Source organism: Mycolicibacterium lutetiense (genome assembly GCF_017876775.1).
Lineage (GTDB): Bacteria > Actinomycetota > Actinomycetes > Mycobacteriales > Mycobacteriaceae > Mycobacterium > Mycobacterium lutetiense.
The window spans coordinates 2,340,609-2,360,692 of record NZ_JAGIOP010000002.1 but is presented as its reverse complement, the minus strand read 5'-3'; the positions used below and the strand labels follow the sequence as shown (position 1 = coordinate 2,360,692).

At 66.7% G+C, this 20,084-nt stretch carries 18 protein-coding genes; 7 read left to right on the top strand and 11 right to left on the bottom strand.

Annotated elements, in window-relative coordinates; genetic code table 11:
• Positions 1–14: 14 nt before the first annotated feature.
• Genes JOF57_RS20580 through JOF57_RS20540 form a run of 9 tightly spaced genes read right to left on the bottom strand, consistent with a single transcriptional unit; the run spans position 15 to position 9,183 of the window.
• Entirely contained in the window at positions 15–620 is a 606-nt protein-coding gene (locus JOF57_RS20580; RefSeq protein ID WP_209919479.1) for an Rv1363c family protein, read from the bottom strand.
• Positions 617–1,840, bottom strand: a complete 1,224-nt coding sequence (locus tag JOF57_RS20575) for an MlaD family protein (RefSeq protein ID WP_209919477.1) — start codon at positions 1,838–1,840, stop codon at positions 617–619. Before JOF57_RS20575 ends, JOF57_RS20580 begins: the two co-directional genes overlap by 4 nt.
• Complete coding sequence (locus tag JOF57_RS20570) at positions 1,837–2,892, bottom strand: MlaD family protein (protein ID WP_407666641.1); 1,056 nt, start codon at positions 2,890–2,892, stop codon at positions 1,837–1,839. Before JOF57_RS20570 ends, JOF57_RS20575 begins: the two co-directional genes overlap by 4 nt.
• 2 nt (positions 2,893–2,894) lie before the next feature.
• Positions 2,895–4,007, bottom strand: a complete 1,113-nt coding sequence (locus tag JOF57_RS20565; protein WP_209919474.1) for an MCE family protein — start codon at positions 4,005–4,007, stop codon at positions 2,895–2,897.
• Positions 4,004–5,059 (bottom strand): MCE family protein, encoded by a 1,056-nt coding sequence (locus JOF57_RS20560; RefSeq protein ID WP_209919472.1) that lies wholly within the window; start codon positions 5,057–5,059, stop codon positions 4,004–4,006. The genes JOF57_RS20565 and JOF57_RS20560 overlap by 4 nt, the downstream gene beginning before the upstream one ends.
• Positions 5,059–6,111, bottom strand: coding sequence for an MCE family protein (locus JOF57_RS20555; RefSeq protein WP_209919469.1), 1,053 nt, complete (start codon positions 6,109–6,111; stop codon positions 5,059–5,061). The genes JOF57_RS20560 and JOF57_RS20555 overlap by 1 nt, the downstream gene beginning before the upstream one ends.
• On the bottom strand, positions 6,108–7,520 hold the full coding sequence (locus tag JOF57_RS20550) for an MCE family protein (protein ID WP_209919467.1): 1,413 nt from the start codon (positions 7,518–7,520) through the stop codon (positions 6,108–6,110). The genes JOF57_RS20555 and JOF57_RS20550 overlap by 4 nt, the downstream gene beginning before the upstream one ends.
• Positions 7,517–8,374: an MlaE family ABC transporter permease gene (locus JOF57_RS20545; protein ID WP_209919465.1), complete on the bottom strand. Its 858-nt coding sequence runs from the start codon at positions 8,372–8,374 to the stop codon at positions 7,517–7,519. The genes JOF57_RS20550 and JOF57_RS20545 overlap by 4 nt, the downstream gene beginning before the upstream one ends.
• Positions 8,371–9,183: an MlaE family ABC transporter permease gene (locus JOF57_RS20540; RefSeq protein WP_209919463.1), complete on the bottom strand. Its 813-nt coding sequence runs from the start codon at positions 9,181–9,183 to the stop codon at positions 8,371–8,373. The genes JOF57_RS20545 and JOF57_RS20540 overlap by 4 nt, the downstream gene beginning before the upstream one ends.
• Before the next feature lie 315 nt (positions 9,184–9,498).
• Here JOF57_RS20540 and JOF57_RS20535 point away from each other — a divergent pair, with 315 nt between their 5' ends.
• The 4 genes from JOF57_RS20535 (at position 9,499) to JOF57_RS20520 (ending at position 13,267) form a co-directional block, all read left to right on the top strand.
• Positions 9,499–11,283 (top strand): hydroxysqualene dehydroxylase, encoded by a 1,785-nt coding sequence (locus JOF57_RS20535; RefSeq protein ID WP_209919461.1) that lies wholly within the window; start codon positions 9,499–9,501, stop codon positions 11,281–11,283.
• A gap of 73 nt (positions 11,284–11,356) precedes the next feature.
• The gene (locus tag JOF57_RS20530; RefSeq protein ID WP_209919459.1) at positions 11,357–12,301 is read left to right on the top strand and encodes a CobW family GTP-binding protein; all 945 of its coding nucleotides are present in this window, start codon (positions 11,357–11,359) and stop codon (positions 12,299–12,301) included.
• Between the two features lie 61 nt (positions 12,302–12,362).
• Entirely contained in the window at positions 12,363–12,644 is a 282-nt protein-coding gene (gene ppnP / locus JOF57_RS20525; protein ID WP_209919456.1) for a pyrimidine/purine nucleoside phosphorylase, read from the top strand.
• 137 nt (positions 12,645–12,781) lie between these two features.
• Positions 12,782–13,267: a TspO/MBR family protein gene (locus JOF57_RS20520; protein ID WP_209919454.1), complete on the top strand. Its 486-nt coding sequence runs from the start codon at positions 12,782–12,784 to the stop codon at positions 13,265–13,267.
• On the opposite strand, the gene menJ is transcribed toward JOF57_RS20520, so the two are convergent.
• On the bottom strand, positions 13,260–14,480 hold the full coding sequence (menJ, locus tag JOF57_RS20515; RefSeq protein ID WP_209919453.1) for a menaquinone reductase MenJ: 1,221 nt from the start codon (positions 14,478–14,480) through the stop codon (positions 13,260–13,262). The two genes, JOF57_RS20520 and menJ, sit on opposite strands and share 8 nt — an antisense overlap.
• Positions 14,481–14,501: 21 nt before the next feature.
• Here menJ and grcC1 point away from each other — a divergent pair, with 21 nt between their 5' ends.
• On the top strand, positions 14,502–15,509 hold the full coding sequence (gene grcC1 / locus JOF57_RS20510) for a nonaprenyl/(2E,6E)-farnesyl/geranylgeranyl diphosphat synthase (protein WP_209919451.1): 1,008 nt from the start codon (positions 14,502–14,504) through the stop codon (positions 15,507–15,509).
• 76 nt (positions 15,510–15,585) lie between these two features.
• Positions 15,586–16,461 carry a zinc metalloprotease HtpX gene (htpX, locus tag JOF57_RS20505; protein WP_209919448.1) on the top strand — a complete coding sequence of 292 codons (876 nt, stop codon included), beginning with the start codon at positions 15,586–15,588 and terminating at the stop codon, positions 16,459–16,461.
• 200 nt (positions 16,462–16,661) lie between these two features.
• Here the strand turns inward: htpX and JOF57_RS20500 are convergent, their stop codons facing one another.
• Positions 16,662–18,827 carry a SulP family inorganic anion transporter gene (locus tag JOF57_RS20500; RefSeq protein ID WP_209919447.1) on the bottom strand — a complete coding sequence of 722 codons (2,166 nt, stop codon included), beginning with the start codon at positions 18,825–18,827 and terminating at the stop codon, positions 16,662–16,664.
• Between the two features lie 477 nt (positions 18,828–19,304).
• Between JOF57_RS20500 and JOF57_RS20495 the strand changes: the two genes are divergently transcribed.
• The gene (locus tag JOF57_RS20495; RefSeq protein WP_209919445.1) at positions 19,305–20,075 is read left to right on the top strand and encodes a response regulator transcription factor; all 771 of its coding nucleotides are present in this window, start codon (positions 19,305–19,307) and stop codon (positions 20,073–20,075) included.
• The last annotated feature ends 9 nt before the right edge of the window (positions 20,076–20,084 follow it).

The following is a 20,084-nucleotide window of genomic DNA, read 5'->3' as shown; positions in this document are numbered from 1 at the left end:
GGGACGAACGGGGGCTACACGGTCTGCACGTCGTCGACAATCCAGCGGTCACCGCTGCGCACCAGCTTGGCCACCATCCGATACTTCTGGTTACTACCTTGTGGCGCGGTCACATTGGTGACGTGCTGGTCGACGAATGCGACGACGGTTGCGGTGTCACCGTCGAGCGAGTCGACGACGACGTGGTCGGCCGTCGCGGTCGCGACACCCTTGCTGGTCACCACGATGTCGCGCAGCGCCTTGACCATTTCGTCGTATTTGGCCGCGAACCCGGGGGTGGAATTGGCGACGATGTGCTCGCGGTTGGCGTCCATCTTCTGGTAGTCGAATGCCGCCATCGCCACCAGATAGTCGCGTGACATCGCAACGGCGTCGGTACGCAGGGCGTCGTCGCGGCGGTGGTGATACTCGCCGATCGACAACATCACCAGAGCGGCCGTGGCGACAAGCAGCACCAGCGCGATCAGCGCCGCGATCAGGCGGCGTCGGGTCCGGCCGGGCGGGCTGGGTTCGGACGCGGGTTCGGCGACCTCAGGGTCAGCGTCCTCGGAGGGTTTCTCCAACGTCAGCACCGATTCGCTGCGGTCGTCGTCGACGGAGTCGTCTTCGGGTTTGCTCACTGCGGGCCGCCTTTCAGGATGCTGCGCCATTTGTAGGCCAGCTGGGCCAGGGTCGGGATCTTGACCGGATCAGTGACGACCTCGGGTCCGATCGGATATCCGGGGGTCTGTGAGGTCTGCAGGCCGAGATCGTTGGGTCGGGGTGCGTTGACCGCGCCCCGCATCAGCATGTCGGGCGCGGGCGGGCAGTACATCACCAGGTTGGGTTCGGTCGGGCTGACGTCGCCGATGGCTCGGCGGTCCACGTCGTAGTTGCAGACCGGCCCCTGCGTGGCGATCAACGAGAAATCGGCCCGGGTCTGGCCGGTGGCATCGACCTTGACGATCGAGGTCAGATCCTGCAGGCCCTTGGGGATCGTCGACAGTCCGGTCTGCAGCGAATCGGTGCGGTCACCGATGACCGGGGTCACCGTCGCCAGGTTGGCCAGGGTGGCGCCGAAGGTGCCCTGATAGGTGTCCAGAATGCGCTGCAGGGAACTCAGTGCGGCCGGTGACCGGTCGGTCAGGTAGAGGAATGCCGGTCCGCTGCCGTCGAGTTGGTTGGCCAGTCGCGCGCTCGCTGCCATGCCCCGAACGAATGGATCGCCCTGGCCGGCCATCGTGGTGACCAGCTCAGCGGTGCCGTCGATCAGTGGCTGCAGCTGGCCGGTCTGGTTGCGGATGCGGGTGGACATGTCCGACGCGTTGTCGATCAGCATGGCCAGGTCGGGGCCCAACCCGTCGAAAGCGTTCGACAGTTCGGTGCCGACATCCCGAACTGCCTGGGTGTCAATGCCTTTCACCAGATGCGCGGTATCGCCCATGATCCGGTCCATCTGGATGGGCTGGCGGTCGGCGGGCGCGGCGATGGTGTCCCCTGAAGCCAGGTAGGGGCCGGCGTCGGACTGCGGCATGATGTCGACGCTCTGGATGCCTGCGGCCGTGCCCATCCCGACGGTCAGGATCGCATCGCGCGGGATCCGGGTGTCCGGGTCGATGGCCAGCCGCACCATCGCGGTGCCATCCGGAGCCAGCCAGACGTCGTCGACGGTGCCGACCTGCACGCCGCGCACCGTGACACTGGTCCCCGCGGTCAGGCCGAACGCGTCGGCCATCGTCGCGGTCAGCGTCATCGGTGTCCGAAAACCCTGCGGCCCGGCCACATAACGGATGCCGAACGGGATGACGATCGCGGCGATCACCGCGAAGATCGCCAGCTGAACCACCACCAGGCGTCTCATTTCAGACCTCCCGACAAGAACCCCTCCAGGGCCACGTCCCCGGTGATCGGGGTGCCGTTGACGATCAACCCTCCGGTGAGGAGTTTGTCGATGGTGCCCGGAATGTCCAGGGCGCCATCGAACATCAGGTAGTCGCCGTGGACCGAGTTGCCGAACTTCTCCAGGAACGTATTCATCGCGGTGAGCATCCCGCCGAGCCGGTCGTTGAAGGCGCCCATCGTCTGCACGACGGTGCCGGCGTCGGTCACCATGGCTTTGAGGTCGGTCGACGACAACACGTTGTTGGCCGTCGCGGCCAGGGCGGTGGTGGAAGAGAACAGGGTCTGCAGCTTGGCGCGTTGCACGTCGAGCAACGCCACCACCTTGGGCACCGCGTCCAGGTAGCCCGCCACGGTCTTCTGTTCGTGGTCGAACTGCCCGGTGATGTTGGCGGCCAGGCTCATTGCCTGGTCGAATTCGCCCTGATGTTCCGACGCCTTGGCCGCCAGCAACGACATCGAATCGATCAGTCCGCGGACCTTCTCGGCGCGGCCACCGAATGCCTTGTCCAATTCGGTGACGATGGTGGCCAGTTGGTCGACGCCGCTGCGGGACAGCAATGCGCCGAATGTGGCCAGCGCACTTTCGATCTGCGGCCCCAGCTCGGTGTGACTGGGCGGAATCACGTCGCCGTCACGCAGCGCCCGCTCTGGCAGCTGCCGGGGACTGCTGAGCCGCACGAACGGATTACCCAGGGCCGAGGGCAGTTCCACGCTGGCCACGGTCCCGGAATCCAGGCCGTCGGCGTCGGCCAGGCTCAGCTGCACCGAGGCACCTGAGGCGGCCAGGTTCATCCCGCTGACCCGGCCCACCACTTTCTGCCCGTTGCGGACGTCGGCGCCGATCGTGATGCCGTCGGCGGTGGGCAGCACCACGGTGACGGCCATGGTGTCGGTGGGGGAGGTGCGACCGAGCGGTAGATCCTGAATGCCGACATCGCTCAACGCCCACACGCCGGCAGCGGCGACGATGACGGCGCAGCCGGTGGCGGTGCGAACCAGGGATACACGCATGGTCACCTCGGGTACTTCGGGTTCGGCGCCGGTGCGTTGCCGGTCACGGCCGACACGATGCCCAGCGGGTCCGAGCGGCTGATCGGATAGGAGATCGGGTTGGTGATCCCGGCACCCACACACATCGGCAGCATGTTGCGGTCGCAGAAGTTCTGGGCCGCGGCGAACTGGGTCAGCACCGTGGACACGTTCAGCCGGATCCGGCCGCGCCGGTCGGGGCCGACGGTGTTGGACAGGTTCTGCATCATCAACGGCACCAGGTCCATGAACTCGGCGAGCTGCGGTTGCTTGGCGGTCAGCACGTCGCCGACGGCGTTGAGGTTGGCCGCGATGGTGCCCAGATCGTCGCCGTGCTGGGCGACGAAGGTGTCGACCTGATCGAGCACGACCTTGAGATCGGCCATGGGCGCGGCGATGTCGACGTTGGCGTCGGCCCAGCTGCCACCGACCTGGCCGAGTTCGTCGACCATCTGGTTCAGCGACACCTGCCGCTGATTGAACGCGGCCATCAACGTGCTGAGGTTGTCCACCACCGCGCCGATGTCTTCGGCCCGGGCGCCGAGGACGCCACTGGCGGCGCTGAGGTTGCGCATCGCGGAGTTGAACAGCTTGCCCTGGTCGTGCCACTGTTCGGCGCCGCGGCTCAGCACCGCCCCGATGTCACCTTGTTGCGGACCGATCGCCGAGGTCAGTGTGCTCAGGCTGCCCAGCATGGTGTCGAAGGTGATCGGGGAGTGGCTGTGGTCGGCTCCGATGACGTGCCCGTCGGCCAGGGTGGGTCCGGAACCGCTGTAGGCCGGACCGAGTTCGACGCTGCGGTCGCTGATCAGCGCCGGGCTCACCACGTAGGCATCGGGCTCGGCGGGCAGCGTGACGTCGTCGGGCAGCGTCATGGTGACCCGCACCGTGGTGCCCTGCGGTGTCACTGCGGTGACCCGTCCCACCGGCACCCCGAGCACGGTGACCTTGCTGCCCGGGTAGATGCCGTTGATGTAGCCGAAGTCGGCGTGCACGGTCCGGGCCCGGTCGGTGCGGCCGAAGACGTACCAGCCGCCGGCGGCCACGCACACGACGACGATGAGGGCGGTCGCAATGCTCCGGTTTTTATGCGTCATCGGCACTCCCGCTGAACATTGAGGAAGCACAACAGGTTGTCGGGCATCACCACGGATGGTGAGTTGACGTCGGCCCAGGTGCCGTTGCCGGTGGAGTTGGTGACGGCGCGGATCGCCGGGGGCATCTTCAGCAGGGTCTGATCGATCTTGTCCACGTTGGCTTTCAAGGTTCCGGTGACCGCGGTGAGGCCGGTGATCACGCTGCCGAAATCGGCCTGCTTCTCGGTGTAGATCGCGGCCAGGTGCTCCGTGATCGCGGTCAGGTTGGCGACGATGTCGGTGAGCGCCTGACGTCGCGCGGCCAGTGAGGACACGATGTACTGCGCGTTGGCCGCGGTGTCGGCCAGTGAATCTGTCTGGTGGGACAGCATTTCGGCCATCGACCGGCTGATCCGGAGGATTTCGTCGATCTTGTCGCCGTTGTCGGCGAAGGCCGAGCTGGCCGCGCTGATCCCGGCCAGTGCCTGGCCGAGTTCGGTGCTGTTGCCCGGCATGGTCTCGGCCAGCGTGTTCATCATTGCCGTCAACGGTTGTGGGTCGACGTGCTCGGCGGTGTCGGCGGCTTTGCGGCCCACCTCGTCGAGGCTGTAGGGCACCGTCGTGCGCGACAACGGAATCACATTGGAGTCCATGCCATTCACGGTTCCCGCGGGCATGACGTCGAGAAACCGCTTGCCCAGCACGGTCCGCAGCCGCACCGTGACCGTGGTGCGGTTGCCCAGCGCCTGCGCCTTGTCCAGCCGGAAGCCGACGCGGACCCGGTCGCCGGCCAGGGCTACGTCTTCCACGCGCCCGGCCGGCACCCCGGCGACGTACACCGGGTCGCCCCCGGACAGGCCGCTGGCGTTGGCCAGCTCGGCGACATACGCATTGGTCCGCACGTGGTAGACCGCGCGGGGGATCCCGACCGAGACCACCATGATGGCGACCAGGGTGATGGTGCCGATCATCCCCAGCGCCAAGGGAATTGACGGGTTGTGTTTGCGCTGATCTTTGACGAAGAGAAAGATCACCGCGCCGACGAAGAGGTCGATCAGTTTGACGAGGAACATCACAGACACACCTCGGAATGTCTGCTGCCGAAGATGTTGGCTTCGTGGCTGCGGATCTTGAGGGTGAAGTTGCACAGGTACAAGCTGACGAACCCGCCGTAGCTGGAGGTCCGGTTGATCGCATCACCGAACTCCGGCAGCCGGGCCAGCAGCGTGGTGAACTGCTCGGTGTTGGGCTGCCAGGCCTGCAGCATGGCATCGAGATTGGTGATGGTGTCTCCGTATGCGGCACTGGAGTTGTTGACCGTGTTGGCCAGCGTTGCCAGCACGGCGTTGCCCTGGTCGATGAGCGTCTCGAACTGCCGGTCCCCGGAGGTCACCGCGGCGCTGAGCCGGTTGAGTCCGTGCAGCATCTGCTCCAGCTGGGGCTGCCGGGTGTTCATCGTCCGCATCAGTGCCGACATGTTGTCGATCAGCTGGGTGAATATGCCCGCATTGCTGCTCAAAGACGAAGTCATTGCGGCGATCTGGGTGAGCAACGTCGTCAAGGTCTGGGCCTGGCCGCTGAAGGTCTCGACGAATCCCCGGGTCAGGGTGTTGACCTGCTCGGGAGCCAGCGCGTCGAACAGTGGCTTGAATCCGTTGAGCAGCGCGGTCAGATCTACTGCCGGCGAGGTCTGGGCCAGTGGGATGACGCCACCGGCGGCCAGGCGCGCCGGCGGATCGTCGGTGGAGACATCCATGATGGCGCCGCCCGGATCAGCGAGCGCCACATAGCGGGCACCGAGCATGTCGCCGTAGCGCACCGCCGCGGTCACATTGCTGGTGAGGGTGAAATCGGAGCTGACCTCGATGTCGACGTCGGCCCGGCTGGTGCCGTCGGCATCGGGGGCGAACCGGATCGAATCCACCCGTCCGATCCGAATACCGTTCATGGTCACCGGGTTTCCGACGTTGAGGCCCTCGACACTGCTGAACTGCGCCTGGTACGTGACGGTGCTCCCGCGCACCGGCACCGACAGCGTGTTGATCACCAGCACCGCGCTGAGCACCCCGGATGTGCCGAAGGCGCCCAGCTTGGCCCACGACTGCCACCCACTGTTGCGGTTCATGAGACCTGCACTTCCGTGCCGCGCACCAACGGGCCCAGCATGAGCACGGTGGCGATGTTCGGTTGAGTAGAGGGGGCACCGGTCGGGGGCACCAGTTCGTCCTGCAGCACCGCCAGCGCGTGGGCCTGGCCGTCGGCGTCGATCACCGCGGACGCGGGCGCGGCACCCGGAACCGATTCGGTCGGTATGGGTGCGGACTGCGGCAGCCCGGGGCCCGGCGGCAGGAACGAGTGCGTCGGCAGGTGCGGCGCCGGCGCGGTGAACGGAGTGACGGGCAGGTCGGCGGCCGGGCGGGCCAACACGTCCACCGGCTGATCTGGCACCCCACCCGTCGGCGCGGATTCGGCACACCGGGCACCCTGGGTGTTGTTGCCGTACACCGGACAGTCCTGCAGTGAGTACGGCATCGGCCCGGCGAAGGTCGCCACGGCCGTGATGTTGAACTTGCCCGTCGCGAATACTTTCGCTCCGGCTTCACCGAACGACTGGGCGCCGGCCAGGGTGTCGACCAGCCCGAGCGGTTGGGCGGCGGTGGTCGCCATGATCTTGCCTGCCGAGTCGATGACGGTGATCAACTGCTCGCGGTGATCGGACATGAACGCGGTGAGCACCGAGGAGAACCGGGCGAAACCGTCCAGCGCCGAGGCGAACTTGCGCTGGTCGTCGACCATCCGGTTGGACACCGATGTCGCGGCCGACAGGGTGGAGATGATGTCAGGGGTGGCAACGTTCAGCGAGGCCAGCACATCCCGGAATTGCGGTGTGGTGTCCAGGAATCGGACCAGTGCCGGGGTCAGCACCTGTGCGCTGGCGCTCAGGTTGTCGATCGTGGTGCCCAGTTCGGTGCCGCGGTTGCGCAGTGACTGGCTGATCGCGGTCAGCGCGGTCTGCATGCGCTCAGGCTTGATCTGTGAGAACAGGTCGACGATCTTGGTGAACACGTCGTAGAGCGCCATCGCGTCGGGGCTGTCGTCGATCGCCACGGTGTCGCCGGCCTTCAGCCCGGTCGCCGACCGGTTGCCGCTCGGGTCGACGAGTTGCAGGTAGATGTCGCCGAAGAAGGTGCGGGGCACGATCCGGGCGACCGCCGAGGACGGGATGACGCCGAGGTAGTCGGGTTCGATCGCCAACCGGACCCTCGACGTGCGGGTACCCGACTCGATGTCGGCGATGCGTCCGACGTTGACGCCGTGGTAGCGCACCGGAGATCCGCCGGTGATGAGCCCGGCCGACACCGGAACGCCCACAAATACATCGGCACTGCGTTCCAGGTGTCCCGATGCCCGGGCCACCAGCACCGACGCCACCGCGACCGCCACGGTGGCGGCGGCCAGGCCGCGCAGAGCCAGCCTGGCCCGGCTGGGGTCGGTGCGCCTACTTCGCTTCCTGGATTGCCTTGGCCCCTTCACATTCCCATCCCGGGGATCTCGGGGACCAGACCCCACAGGGCGAAGGTGAGCAGCACGTCGAGGATGCCGACCGCGAGGATCGCGGTGCGCAACGCGCGGCCCGCGGCCTGTCCCACCCCGGCGGGCCCGCCCGAGGCAAAGTAGCCGTACGTGCAGTGCACCAGCGCCACCACGATCGCGAAGACGATCGCCTTGATGCCCGAATACAGCAGGTCTTGCGGGCCGAGGGCCAGATGGAAGAAGTAGTCGTAGGTGCCGGGGGAGGCGCCGTTGAAGAACACCACCACGGTGCGGGTGGACAGATAGCTCGCCAGCAGTCCGATCATGTAGATCGGGATGACGCAGACCACCGATGCCAGTACGCGGGTGCCGACCAGGTAGGGGATGGAGCGCAGCGCCATCGCGTCCAGCGCGTCGATCTCATCGGAGATCCGCATGGCCCCGATCTGGGCGGTGAAACCCGTCCCGACCTTGGCGGCCAACGCGATTGCCACTACCACCGGTGCCAGCTCGCGGGTGTTGGCGATCGCCGCCAGCATTCCCGACAGCGTGTTCATCCCGACCAGGTCCAGGCCGCGCTGGGTCTCGACGCCCAGCATCATTGCCGCGGCCAGCGACATCGCGAACACGATGCCGATGGTCCCGCCGCCAGACAGCAGCGAGCTGGTGCCGAAGGTGACCTCGCCGATCTGGCCGAGGGTGTGCCTGCGGTAGCGCACCAGGGCGTACGGCAGTGAACCGAGCACCTTGGCGTAGAACGTGACGTGCTGGCCGGCCACCGCGAGTGCGTCGTATCCGGCGACCGCGGGTCGTGAAATGCGGCGCAGGGCAGCACTGCTGGTGATCGCGGTCATCGGTAGCTGCCCACGGACGGAACCACCACGGTGTAGAGGGCCGACATGGTGGTGTTGAGGATGAAGACCAGCGCGAAGGCCAGCACCACAGCCTCGTTCACCGCGTTGGCCACTCCGCCGGCGCCGCCCTTGGTGTGCAGCCCCTTGAAGGTGGCGATCAGGGTCGCGGTGAGTCCGAACACCGCCGACTTGATCAGTGCCATCACGAAATCCGACACCTGGCCGTACTGGCTGAAGGTGGCCAGGAACGTTCCGGCGGGCAGATGCTGCACGCTGATGTGGTAGAGGTAGCAGGCCATTACGCCGCCGAAGGTGACGATCGAGCACAGGGCCAGGGCCACGATGACGGCGGCGACCAGGCGGGGCGCGACGAGGCGTTCGATCACGTCGAGGCCCATGACTTCCAATGCATCGATTTCCTCGCGGATGGTGCGCGATCCCAGGTCGGTGCAGATCGCCGAACCGGCCACGCCGGCCATCATCAACGCGCACACCAGGGCCGCGGCCTGGCCGACGATGATGAACGCCACCACGGCTCCCGAGTAGCCTCCGGCGCCGATGCGCCCGGCGAGCTCGCCGACCGACACCGCGATGAACACGCCGATCGGCATCATCAGGAGCAGGGCCGGCCCGGTGCAGACCCGGCCGATGAACAGGGTCTGATTGACGACCTCGTCGAGTACCAGGCGCCGGCGTACCACCGCGGTGACGACACTGACCAGCGCCTGGACCGAGAAGCCGAGCACGTAGCCGCCCTGGACCAGGACGTCCCGAACAGGGCCCTTGGCCGCTGGTAGCTGGTAGGTCATCGAGTTCCTTCCGCGCGTGTCATGGCATGCGCGGGGCCGACCGGTGGCTACCGGCTGTGCTGAGCACCGTTTCGACCCCCCGGTCGCCTGTGGAGCATGTCACATTTCGGGACGCCAATGCAAGAATTAAGTGAATCATCATTCTCGAGTACTTCCGCCCGGTATCCAGTGGTCCGGACAAGTTGGAAGGCCTGGTTTGTGATTGTCAGATCGCGCCGATTGGAGTGAATTCAACACGGCGTGTCGGACCGGCGCGCGAGAGAATGGCGATTAACTTAACGCCCACATGGGTTGCCGAGCTGAGGTGGTGTCGGTATGTCGGGTGGGGTCGGGGAGCGTCATCTAACACGGCGGTCGTTTCTGGCCGGGACGGCGACCGCGGGGGTGGCCGCCGCGACACTCGGAAGACCGGCGGCCGCGCGCGCCGCACCTGGTTCGACAGTGGCCATCTTCGGTGCCGGGGTGGCAGGTCTGACCGCCGCCCATGAACTGGCCGAACGCGGATACCGCGTCACGGTGTTCGAGCGAAAAGCGCTGGGCGGCAAGGCGCGTTCGATCGCAGCGCCGTCACCGTCGGGCAGCCCGCTGCCTGCCGAGCACGGCTTCCGGTTCTTCCCGGGCTTCTATCGCAACGTCACCGAAACCATGCGACGTATCCCGTTCGCCGGCAACACGTTCGGTGTCTGGCAGAACCTGACTCGGGCCACGTCATACCTGCACTCAGGCCTGGGGCGGGCGGATCTGACCATCCCGCTGCCGTTTCCGATCCCGACGCTGCCCAACCCGATCACCCCCAAGGCGTTTGCCGAGTCGGTGGCTGCAGTGTTCCAGACGTTGTTCCGGCTGCCGCCGTTGGAGGCGGTGTATGCCGCGCAGAAACTCGCCGTCTACGTCACCAGCTGTGACGAGCGCAAGCTCGGCCAGTGGGACAACATGACCTGGGAGAAATACATCGGCGCCGACCGGAAGAGCAAGGAGTACAACCGGTATCTGGCCGACGGCATCATCCGGAATCTGGCCGCCTCCAAATCCAAAGATGCCAGCGCACATTCGATCGGGTTGGTCGGCGAGGCCTCGGTGTGGTCGATCCTGTTGCTGGGCAACGATATCGACAACAAGGGGTTCGACCGGGTGCTCAACGGGCCCACCAGCCTGCAGTGGATCGATCCGTGGGTTGCGCATCTGCAGTCTCTGGGGGTGACGTTCCGGCTCGGTCAGTCACTGGCGCGGCTGACCCCCAACGGCCGCCACATCGCGTCGGCCACCGTGGTGGACGGCAATGGGGTGGCCCAGCCGGTGGTCGCCGACTGGTACATCTCGGCGGTGCCGTGCGAGAAGCTCGCCGCGGTGCTGACTCCCGACGTGGTCGCCGCCGATCCCAAGCTGGCCTCGGTGGCGGCGTTGCGCACCGAGTGGATGAACGGGTTGATGTTCTTCCTGCGCGAACGTGTCGACGTCACCAAGGGCCACGTCAACTACGTCGATTCGGGCTGGGGGCTCACCTCCATCAGCGAAGCCCAGTTCTGGAAGCGGCCGCTGACGTCCTACGGCGACGGCACCGTCAAGGACTGCCTGTCGGCGATCATCTCGGACTGGAGCACGCAGGGGAATTTCAACGGGCTCAGTGCGAGGCAGTGCACCCCGCCGCAGATCGCCGCCGAGGCCTGGGCGCAGATCAAGGCGCACCTCAACGACACCAGCATCGTGGTCACCGACAAGATGGTGCATTCGTGGTTCCTCGACCCGTCGATCATCGACTCGGGCACACCCAACGTGCGCAACGACGAGCCGCTGTTCATCCAGGACCCGGGATCGTGGGCACGTCGGCCCGAGGCGGTCACCGGCATCGACAACCTGTTCCTGGCCGGCGAGTGGATCAAGACCGACCAGAACGTCACGACGATGGAAGGCGCGAACGAGGGCGGCCGTTACGCCGCCAACGGGGTGCTGCTGGCCTCGGGCTACTCAGGGCCGAAGGCCAACGTCCTCGGGTTGTTCCAGGCGCCGTGGTGGGGCCCGTTCAAGGCTGCGGACAAGGCGCGGTACCGGGCCCGGCTGCCCCACGCGCTGGACATCGTCGACACCCGCTGGCCGACCTGACCCGGTGATTTCGGTGCGTTCAGCGGCGCCCACCGCCGGTGAACGCACACAAATCGCGCCCTACGATGGCCCGGTGACGTCGACCGGATCTGTACCCGTGCTGGCGGTCGCCGGGCATCTCGGCTCCGGCAAGACCACACTGCTCAACCACCTGCTGCGCAACAGCCGCGGCGTCCGGATCGGTGCGCTGGTGAACGACTTCGGCGCGGTCAACATCGACGCCATGCTCGTCGCGGGTCAGGTCGATGCGATGGCGTCGCTGTCCAACGGGTGCATCTGCTGTGCGGTCGACGGTGAGGAGGTCGGCGAGATGCTGGGCAAGCTCGCGGCCGTCAAACCCCGGCTCGATCTGATCGTGGTGGAGGCCAGCGGTGTGGCCGAACCGGCCTCCCTGGCCCGCACCATCGTCACCGTCGACGATTCCCGCTTCCACTACGCCGGGCTGGTTCTGGTCCTCGACGGCATGCAACCCGACCTGAGCCACGGACTGCCGGTCGCCGATCTGGTGGTGCTCAACAAGGTGTCCGCGTGCGCCGACGTCGACGGTCTGCTCGCCCGCATCCGCGAGCTCAGCCCCCGGGTTCCGGTGCAGCCCACTGACTTTGCCCGCATCGACCCCGAGCTGCTGATCGACCCGCCGCAGACCCGTGCGCCGCAGGCCCAGCTGTCCTTCGACGAACTGCTGGACGATCACCATGATCACCACCATCCCGAGTATCAGAGCATCGAGTTCCGCACCGATGCCGTCGTGAATCCGCGCTTGTTCATGGAGTTTCTGCGGGACCGCCCCGCGGGGCTGTACCGCGCCAAGGGATTCGTCGACTTCGGGTCCCAGCGCTTCCTGCTGCAGTTGGTCGGCAGCTCGCTGCGCTTCGAGAAGCGGCGGGCGGGGGCCACCGAGTTGGTGGTGATCGGCACCGGGATGGACCCGTCGGCGGTGCGCGCCGGGCTCCGGCGGTGCACCGGCGAACCTGCCGACGAGAACGCGATGCTCGGGGTGCTCAAGTACGTGGTGTAGCCGGCGGCGGCGGTTCGCCGTCCGGCTATTCTGGCCGCTCACCCGAATTCAAGGAGCCGCATTGTTCAAGGTCAACGAGTACTTCGGCGGCGACGTCGCATCGATCGCCTTCACCACGCCGGAGGGCAATGCGACCGTGGGCGTCATGACTGTCGGCGAGTACGAGTTCGGCACCTCCCAGCTCGAGATCATGCGGGTGGTCTCCGGCGCGTTGACGGTCAAGTTGCCCGGCAGCGAGCAGTGGGAAACCTTCGCGGCCGGTGCACAGTTCACTGTGCCCGCCGACAGCGCGTTCCAGGTGCGCGCCGAGACCGAGACGGCCTACCTGTGCGAGTACCGCTGAGCGGGGGCTCTACTGGCCTCTCTGTACGCCGCTTTCTACCTGGGGGCTGTTCCGCGGCGCGAAGCGCAGCCCTGGCGTAGAAAGCGATGCACGGCGCGCACGTGTGCGGACCACCCGATCCGGGTATGTAGTTACCCATGCGCCCGATCACCCTGGCCAAGACGGCCTCTGCAGCATTGACCACTGCGCTCGTCGGCGGGCTGGCCAGTCGGCCCGCCCAGTCCACCTGGTACGAGCAGCTGCGCAAACCGTCCTTTCAGCCTCCGCGACAGGCCTTTCCGATCGTCTGGCCGATCCTGTACGCGACCATCGCGGTGGTATCGGCGCGCACGGTCGACCGGCTGCGTACCGAAGGGCGCGACGACGAAGCCCGCGCGTACACCGTGGCGCTGGGCGGCAACCTGGCTGTCAATGCCGCGTGGTCGTGGGTGTTCTTCTCGCGCCGTCAGCTCGGGGCGGCAGCCGTCACCGCCGCGGCGCTGACGGCCAGCAGCGCCGACCTGACCCGTCGCTCGGTCCGGGCGCAGGGCGCCCCCGGGGCCGCTCTGACGCCGTACGCAATGTGGTGCGCGTTCGCGACGGCGCTGTCCACCCGGATCTGGATGCTGAACCGCGTCAGCTGAACGGTGTGCGCGGATCCAGTCGCCGCGAGGCCAGGCCGGCCGTGCGCCATACCCGTGCGATCCAGTCGTTGTCCTCTTCGGTGACCAGGTTGCCCATCACCCGCACGGCGATGTTCATCAGGAACGACGACCGCATCGCGGCCGGGCCGGTGGCCGGCAGGAACCGGGGCAGCGTGAGCAGCACGGCCAGCCGACGGGCGATCGAGAAACCCTGGGCGTAGTGGGCCTGCAGCAGTGCCGGCCAGGCGTGCGAATAGTCACCGGACCCGATTAGCTCGGCCGCCAACCGGCCGGTTTCCAGCCCGTAGTCGATGCCCTCCCCGTTGAGCGGGTTGATGCAGGCTGCCGCATCTCCGACGAGCATCCAGTTCGGTCCGGCCACTCCGGACACCGCACCGCCCATCGGCAGCAGCGCCGACAGCGCGGCGCGGGGTTCCCCGGAAAATCCCCACTCCTCGCGGCGCAGCTCGGTGTAGTACGACAGCAGCGGCCGCAGCGCTGCGTGGGCGGGACGTTTGGCCGTCGCCAGCGCGCCCACACCGATGTTCACCTCGCCGTTGCCCAGCGGGAAGATCCAGCCGTAGCCGGGGAGCACCTGACCCTCGGGGGAGCGCAGCTCCAGATGCGAGGTGATCCACGGCTCGTCGGCGCGTGGTGTGGCGATGTAGCCGCGGATGGCGGTGCCGTAGACGGTTTCCTTGTGCCACGTGCGGCCCAGCACGCGGCCCAGGGTGGAGCGGGCCCCGTCGGCCACGATCAGATGGGCGCAGCTGATGGTGGTGCCGTCATCGAGCTGTACGGACTCGACCCGTCCACGTGAGTCGTAGTCGACCCCAACGGCTTTGACACCCAGGCGCATCTTGGCGCCGTCATCGGCGGCGACCGAACGGATCCGGTCGTCGAGTTCGGTCCGCGGGACCGCACTTCCGGTGGACGGGAACGACGGTCCGGGCCACGGCACCTCGACGTCGGCGCCGAATCCCGACATCCGCAGACCGTGGTGCCGGATCCGGGTGTCGAGCCACGGGCCCATGCCGAGCCGTTCCAGTTCGGCGACCGCGCGCGGCGTCAGTCCGTCGCCGCAGGACTTGTCCCGGGGGAACTGGGCCGCGTCGATCACCTGCACGTCGCGACCGGCTCGGGCGGCCCATGCGGCGGCCGCCGACCCGGCCGGTCCGGCGCCAACGACGACCACGTCTGCCTTGATATCCATTGCTCCCAGTATGTTGGACGAATGAGGACACCAGCGACTGTGGTGGCAGGCGTTGATTTTGGGGACGCGGCGTTCGCCGCCGACGTCCGGGACAGCGTCGCCAGGATCGAACAACTGATGTCTGACGAGCTGGGCAAAGCCGACGAGCTCATGGCCGAGGCGGTCCAGCATCTGTTCCAAGCCGGCGGAAAGCGGTTCCGCCCGCTGTTCACCGTGCTTGCGGCGTCGCTGGGCCCCCGTCCCGACGATCCCGAGGTCGCGATCGCCGCTGCGGTCATCGAGCTGGTACACCTGGCCACGCTGTATCACGACGACGTGATGGACGAGGCCCAGATGCGGCGCGGTGCCCCCAGCGCCAACGCCCGCTGGGGAAACAACATCGCCATCCTGGCCGGCGACTACCTGTTCGCCACGGCCTCGCGGCTGGTTTCGCTACTCGGACCCGACGCGGTGCGTGTGATTGCCGACACATTCGCCCAACTGGTGACCGGCCAGATGCGCGAGACCCGCGGTGCGGCCGAGCATGTCGACTCCATCGACCATTACCTCAAGGTGGTTTACGAGAAGACCGCGTGTCTGATCGCAGCATCGGGGCGGTTCGGCGCGACGTTCTCGGGTGCTGATGACGAGCAGATCGAGCGGCTCCACCGGTTGGGCGGGATCGTGGGCACCGCGTTCCAGATCTCCGACGACATCATCGACATCGACAGCGATCCCGATGAATCGGGCAAGGTTCCGGGTACTGATCTGCGTGAAGGCGTGCACACCCTGCCGGTGCTGTATGCGCTGCGCGACTCGGGGCCGGATTCCGACCGGTTGCGCGAGTTGCTGGCCACCCCCGTCGAGCGTGACGAGGACGTGGCCGAGGCGTTGACTCTGCTGCGTCGGTCGACCGGGATGGCGCGGGCCAAGGAGACGGTGGCCGGGTACGCGGCGCAGGCACGTGACGAGTTGGCGAACCTTCCGGCCGGGCCCGGACGTGACGCGCTGGCCACACTTGTGGACTACACGGTCAACCGTCACGGCTGATTCCGGAACCCCAGGAGGTAACTGAGCGTTTGATCAGCGATGGTTGCCGAGTAGTTGCCTAGGAAGGGAAACTGCGATGAGGTGGAACCCGCACGCGAACCGGATCAAGACATTCCTGTTGCTGGTCGGTTTTTCGGCGTTGATCGTGTTCGTCGGTTCGTTGTTCGGCCGGAACGTGATGTACCTGGCGGTGCTGTTCGCCGTCGGCATGAACGTCTACGTGTACTTCAACAGCGACAAGATGGCGTTGCGCGCGATGCACGCCCAGCCGATCACCGAGGTGCAGGCGCCCGAGATCTACCGGATCGTGCGGGAGTTGGCCACCACGGCGCATCAGCCGATGCCGCGCCTGTACATCTCCGACACCGCCAACCCGAACGCGTTCGCCACCGGTCGTAACCCGCGCAATGCCGCGGTGTGCTGCACCACGGGCATCCTTCAGCTCCTCAACGAACGTGAGCTGCGCGCGGTTCTGGGGCACGAGCTCTCCCACGTCTACAACCGCGACATCCTGATCTCGTGTGTGGCCGGCGCGATGGCATCGGTGATCACTGCCCTGGCCAACATGGCCATGTTCGCGGGGATGTTCGGCGGTAACCGTCAAGGTACGAATCCGCTTGCCATGCTCCTGGTTTCGCTGCTCGGCCCGATCGCGGCCACCGTGGTGCGGATGGCGGTGTCCCGCCAGCGTGAGTACCAGGCTGATCAGTCCGGCGCCGAATTGACCGGTGACCCACTGTCATTGGCCTCGGCGCTGCGCAAGATCTCCGGTGGCGTCGAAGCGGCACCGCTGCCCCCGCAGCCACAGTTGGCCGATCAGGCGCATCTGATGATCGCCAGCCCGTTCCGGGCGGGCGAGCGCATCGGCAAGATGTTCTCGACGCATCCGCCGATGGAAGAACGGATCCGCCGCCTGGAGGACATGGCCGGCCGCGGCCCCGGCCACTACTGATCCCTTTTGGTTCCTTCGCACCGCGAGTGTGCGTGTCTACATGTGTGACACGCCGCTCGCGGTTCGCGTTCTGCGCACGTTGGTGCCACCGGACTGACGAGACACCGCGAGCGTGCGTGAACTGCGGCCGACGGTGTGTCGGCCAACAGACACGCACGCTCGCGGTGCCCAGTGCCTAGTGCCCCGGTGGGTGGGGACTCCTACGCGGCGTCGACGAGGGCCTCCACGTGGGTGGGAGTCACCCGCATCACGGCGGCGCTGGCGATGTCGTAGAACAGGCCGATCACGTTGACGCGCCGGGCCAGCGGGTGCGCCTGCAGCGTCTGAACCTGCACCGCGATGTTCACCATCGACAGCTGATCGACCATGCCGAAACCGGCCTCGGCGGCTGACCGAGCCACCGGGTGGCGGCCCTCGTCGAAGGCCGCGAGGGAGGGATCGCCATAGGCCAGCCAGGATTCCAGGTGCTTGTCGCCCACGTCGGTCTTGCCCAGCATCGCGGTCATCGCGCCGCAGCTGGAGTGCCCGCACACCACGATCGAGGAAACGTTGAGCTTGTCTACTGCGAACGCGATGGCGGCTTCGATCGAGGAGTCGGTCTGGCCGGCCGGGATCATGTTGCCGACGTTGCGCACGGTGAACAGATCGCCCGGACCGCTACTGGTGATGACGTTGGGCACGACCCGCGAATCGGCACAGGTCAGGAACAGTGTCTCGGGCCGCTGGGCGTGCGCCAGCTCCTGCATGTGCGGGCGCAGCACCGGGGCGGTGCGACGGTGGTAGGCGTCCAGTCCGTGCAGCACAGACGACATCTCCTCGCGCTGCCAGGAGCTCCACGGCACCACGCCGGAGCGCTTGTCGAACGGGGTGAAGCCGCGGATGGGCGGACCGGTGACAGCGCTGCCCATCTCGACTGCGCCCACGTCGTGGATGTCGACCGTGCCGCCGGTGGCCACGTGCTGGCGCTGCCACTCTTCGAGGGTCTCGTGGGCCGCGTGGTCGAAGAAGTCGACCGACAGTTCGACGGTCACGGCGGTACCCAAGGGCACACTGGCCAGCACCCGGGTCAAGGTGGGCAGGGACAGGAACGTGCAGGAGCCCTCGATCGCGACGCGCCAGGTGTCCGTACCGGTGGCCTCGGCGGTGATGTTGGTCCGCACCACGCGCCACACGGTCAGTGCGACCGCGAGTGCGAGTCCGATCAGCACGCCTTCGAGCAGGTTGAGGAACACCACGCTGACGACCGTCACTGCGTATACCGCGAAATCACCTGTACGCCTGGCGGTTTCGATGTGTGCACGCTTGACCAGCTGGCAGCCGATGACGATCAGCAGGCCCGCCAGAGCGGCGGTCGGGATCATCTGGGCCAGGCCGGCGAACGGCACGGCAAACGCCAGGATCCACACACCGTGCAGGATCGCCGCCGCCCGGGTGCGAGCTCCGGCGGCCACGTTGGTGGAACTGCGCACGATCACGCCCGTGACGGGCAGCCCGCCGATGGCGCCCGAGGCGATGTTTGCGGCGCCCTGGCCGATCATCTCGCGATCGAAGTTGGTGCGCGGGCCCGTGTGCATACGGTCAACCGACACTGCCGACAGCAGGCTCTCGACGCTGGCGATCAGCGCAACGGTGAGCGCGCCGGCGGCGAATGCCCCCCAGTTGCCGTCGGGCAGGCTGGGCAGCGACAGGGCGTCCAGCAAGGACCCGTTGATCTGGATGCGCGTGACGTCACCGAAGGCCGGAAGCAACGAGAGCGCGGTCACGCCGACGATGGCCACCAGCGGGCTGGGCACCTTCTTCGCAGCGGCGGGCATCCAGCGCCAGCCCACCAGGATCGCGATGACCAGCGCGCCCAGGATGACGCCGTGACCGTGAGCATTCATCAGCTGACCTGGCAATTCGATGACATTGGCCCAGGCCGAGCTGTTGGAACTGCCGCCGAGCAGCACGTGGACCTGCTGCAGCGCAATGGTGATGCCGATGCCGGCCAGCATCGCGTGGACGACGACGGGGGAGATGGCCAGTGCAGCGCGCGCCACCCGGCTCAATCCGAACAGCACCTGCAGCACGCCGGCGCACACGGTGATCGCGCAGGTGACGGCCCAGCCGAACTGCGAGATCATGCCGGCGACCACCACGGTCAGCCCGGCTGCGGGCCCGCTGACCTGCAGGGGCGATCCGCCCAGGGCGCCCGCGATGATGCCGCCGACGATGGCGGCGATGATGCCGGCCAGTACCGGAGCACCCGAGGCGACAGCGATTCCCAGCGACAACGGCAGGGCAACCAGGAACACCACCAGCGAGGCCGGCAGGTCGTAACGCAGTACGGACCGGGCCCGTTCTGCGAAATCAGTGGTTTGCTGCATGGAACGCCTCCGTCTGGAGTTGGTGATACGCGGGCACGCCTCTTCGCGGGTCCGCGCACAGTTATTGACGCCGTTGTCGGTGAACAACTTCGAAAGATGTTGGGGTACAGCGGAACACGGGCCTTTGTCTGGACCCGTCGAATCTCGGTAGCACCCAATTGCTAAGAGCGAGAGTATTTATCGCTGTGAGCTGGTGCAAGGAAGTTTGGGCCATGCATAGAGAACCCAAATATTTCGAAGAAGTAACTCCCCGCGAATATGCCTGGTGTGCAGGGCGAGTCGCCAGGAACGGAAACGGTGGCGGCGCCAACTGTTCACCCGTTCGTTGAAAATTGTATATATAGCAATGCGTTTGGGGCAAATCACACCAGGTCGCCAGGGTGACGAGTGTCATAGAAAGGCCCGTTGGAGCGGCGTTCTCTTAGAACTCCATATGAACCCCGTGACAACGGTCTGTGTAGTCCGCACAATAGAAATATGACAACGGTGTCCGTTTCCCCCCGTGCCCAGCAACCGCGCCAGGCCATCCTCGGACAGTTGCCGAAGATTCATCGCGCCGATGGGTCTGCGATTCGCGTACTGCTGGTCGATGACGAGCCGGCGCTGACCAACCTCGTCAAGATGGCCCTGCATTACGAGGGCTGGGAGGTCGAGGTGGCGCACAACGGCCATGACGCGGTCGCGAAGTTCGACGAGATCGAACCCGATGTCGTCGTGCTCGACATCATGCTGCCCGACATCGACGGCCTGCAGATTCTGCAGCGGGTCCGGGAGGCCGACGGCTACACGCCCACGCTGTTCCTGACGGCCAGGGATTCGGTGCTGGACCGGGTGTCCGGCCTGACCGCCGGCGCCGACGACTACATGACCAAACCGTTCAGCCTCGAGGAACTGGTCGCCCGGTTGCGCGGGCTGCTGCGCCGATCCAGTCACACCATGCCGCCGGCCGACGAGACCCTCAAGGTCGGGGACATGGTGCTCGACGGGGCCAGTCGCGAGGTGACCCGCGGCGGCGAGCCGATCAATCTGACCGTGACCGAGTTCGAGCTGCTGCGCTACCTGATGCGTAACCCCCGCCGGGCGCTGAGCCGCGCCGAGATTCTCGACCGGGTGTGGAACTACGGGTTCGGCGGGAAGTCCAGCATCGTCGACCTCTACATCTCCTACCTGCGCAAGAAGGTCGACACCGACCGTGAGGCGATGATCCACACCGTGCGCGGGGTCGGCTACATGTTGCGGCCCGCCTAGTGATCCGTT

Excerpts from the sequence above, each read along its gene's own strand:
- JOF57_RS20575 (WP_209919477.1), bottom strand. The coding sequence starts at position 1,840 with ATGAGACGCCTGGTGGTGGTTCAGCTGGCGATCTTCGCGGTGATCGCC.
- JOF57_RS20555 (WP_209919469.1), bottom strand. The coding sequence starts at position 6,111 with ATGAACCGCAACAGTGGGTGGCAGTCGTGGGCCAAGCTGGGCGCCTTC.
- JOF57_RS20535 (WP_209919461.1), top strand. The coding sequence starts at position 9,499 with ATGTCGGGTGGGGTCGGGGAGCGTCATCTAACACGGCGGTCGTTTCTG.
- JOF57_RS20540 (WP_209919463.1), bottom strand. The coding sequence starts at position 9,183 with ATGACCTACCAGCTACCAGCGGCCAAGGGCCCTGTTCGGGACGTCCTG.
- grcC1 (WP_209919451.1), top strand. The coding sequence starts at position 14,502 with ATGAGGACACCAGCGACTGTGGTGGCAGGCGTTGATTTTGGGGACGCG.
- JOF57_RS20560 (WP_209919472.1), bottom strand. The coding sequence starts at position 5,059 with ATGTTCCTCGTCAAACTGATCGACCTCTTCGTCGGCGCGGTGATCTTT.
- htpX (WP_209919448.1), top strand. The coding sequence starts at position 15,586 with ATGAGGTGGAACCCGCACGCGAACCGGATCAAGACATTCCTGTTGCTG.
- JOF57_RS20500 (WP_209919447.1), bottom strand. The coding sequence starts at position 18,827 with ATGCAGCAAACCACTGATTTCGCAGAACGGGCCCGGTCCGTACTGCGT.
- JOF57_RS20570 (WP_407666641.1), bottom strand. The coding sequence starts at position 2,892 with ATGCGTGTATCCCTGGTTCGCACCGCCACCGGCTGCGCCGTCATCGTC.
- JOF57_RS20520 (WP_209919454.1), top strand. The coding sequence starts at position 12,782 with ATGCGCCCGATCACCCTGGCCAAGACGGCCTCTGCAGCATTGACCACT.
- JOF57_RS20565 (WP_209919474.1), bottom strand. The coding sequence starts at position 4,007 with ATGACGCATAAAAACCGGAGCATTGCGACCGCCCTCATCGTCGTCGTG.
- JOF57_RS20495 (WP_209919445.1), top strand. The coding sequence starts at position 19,305 with ATGACAACGGTGTCCGTTTCCCCCCGTGCCCAGCAACCGCGCCAGGCC.
- JOF57_RS20545 (WP_209919465.1), bottom strand. The coding sequence starts at position 8,374 with ATGACCGCGATCACCAGCAGTGCTGCCCTGCGCCGCATTTCACGACCC.
- menJ (WP_209919453.1), bottom strand. The coding sequence starts at position 14,480 with ATGGATATCAAGGCAGACGTGGTCGTCGTTGGCGCCGGACCGGCCGGG.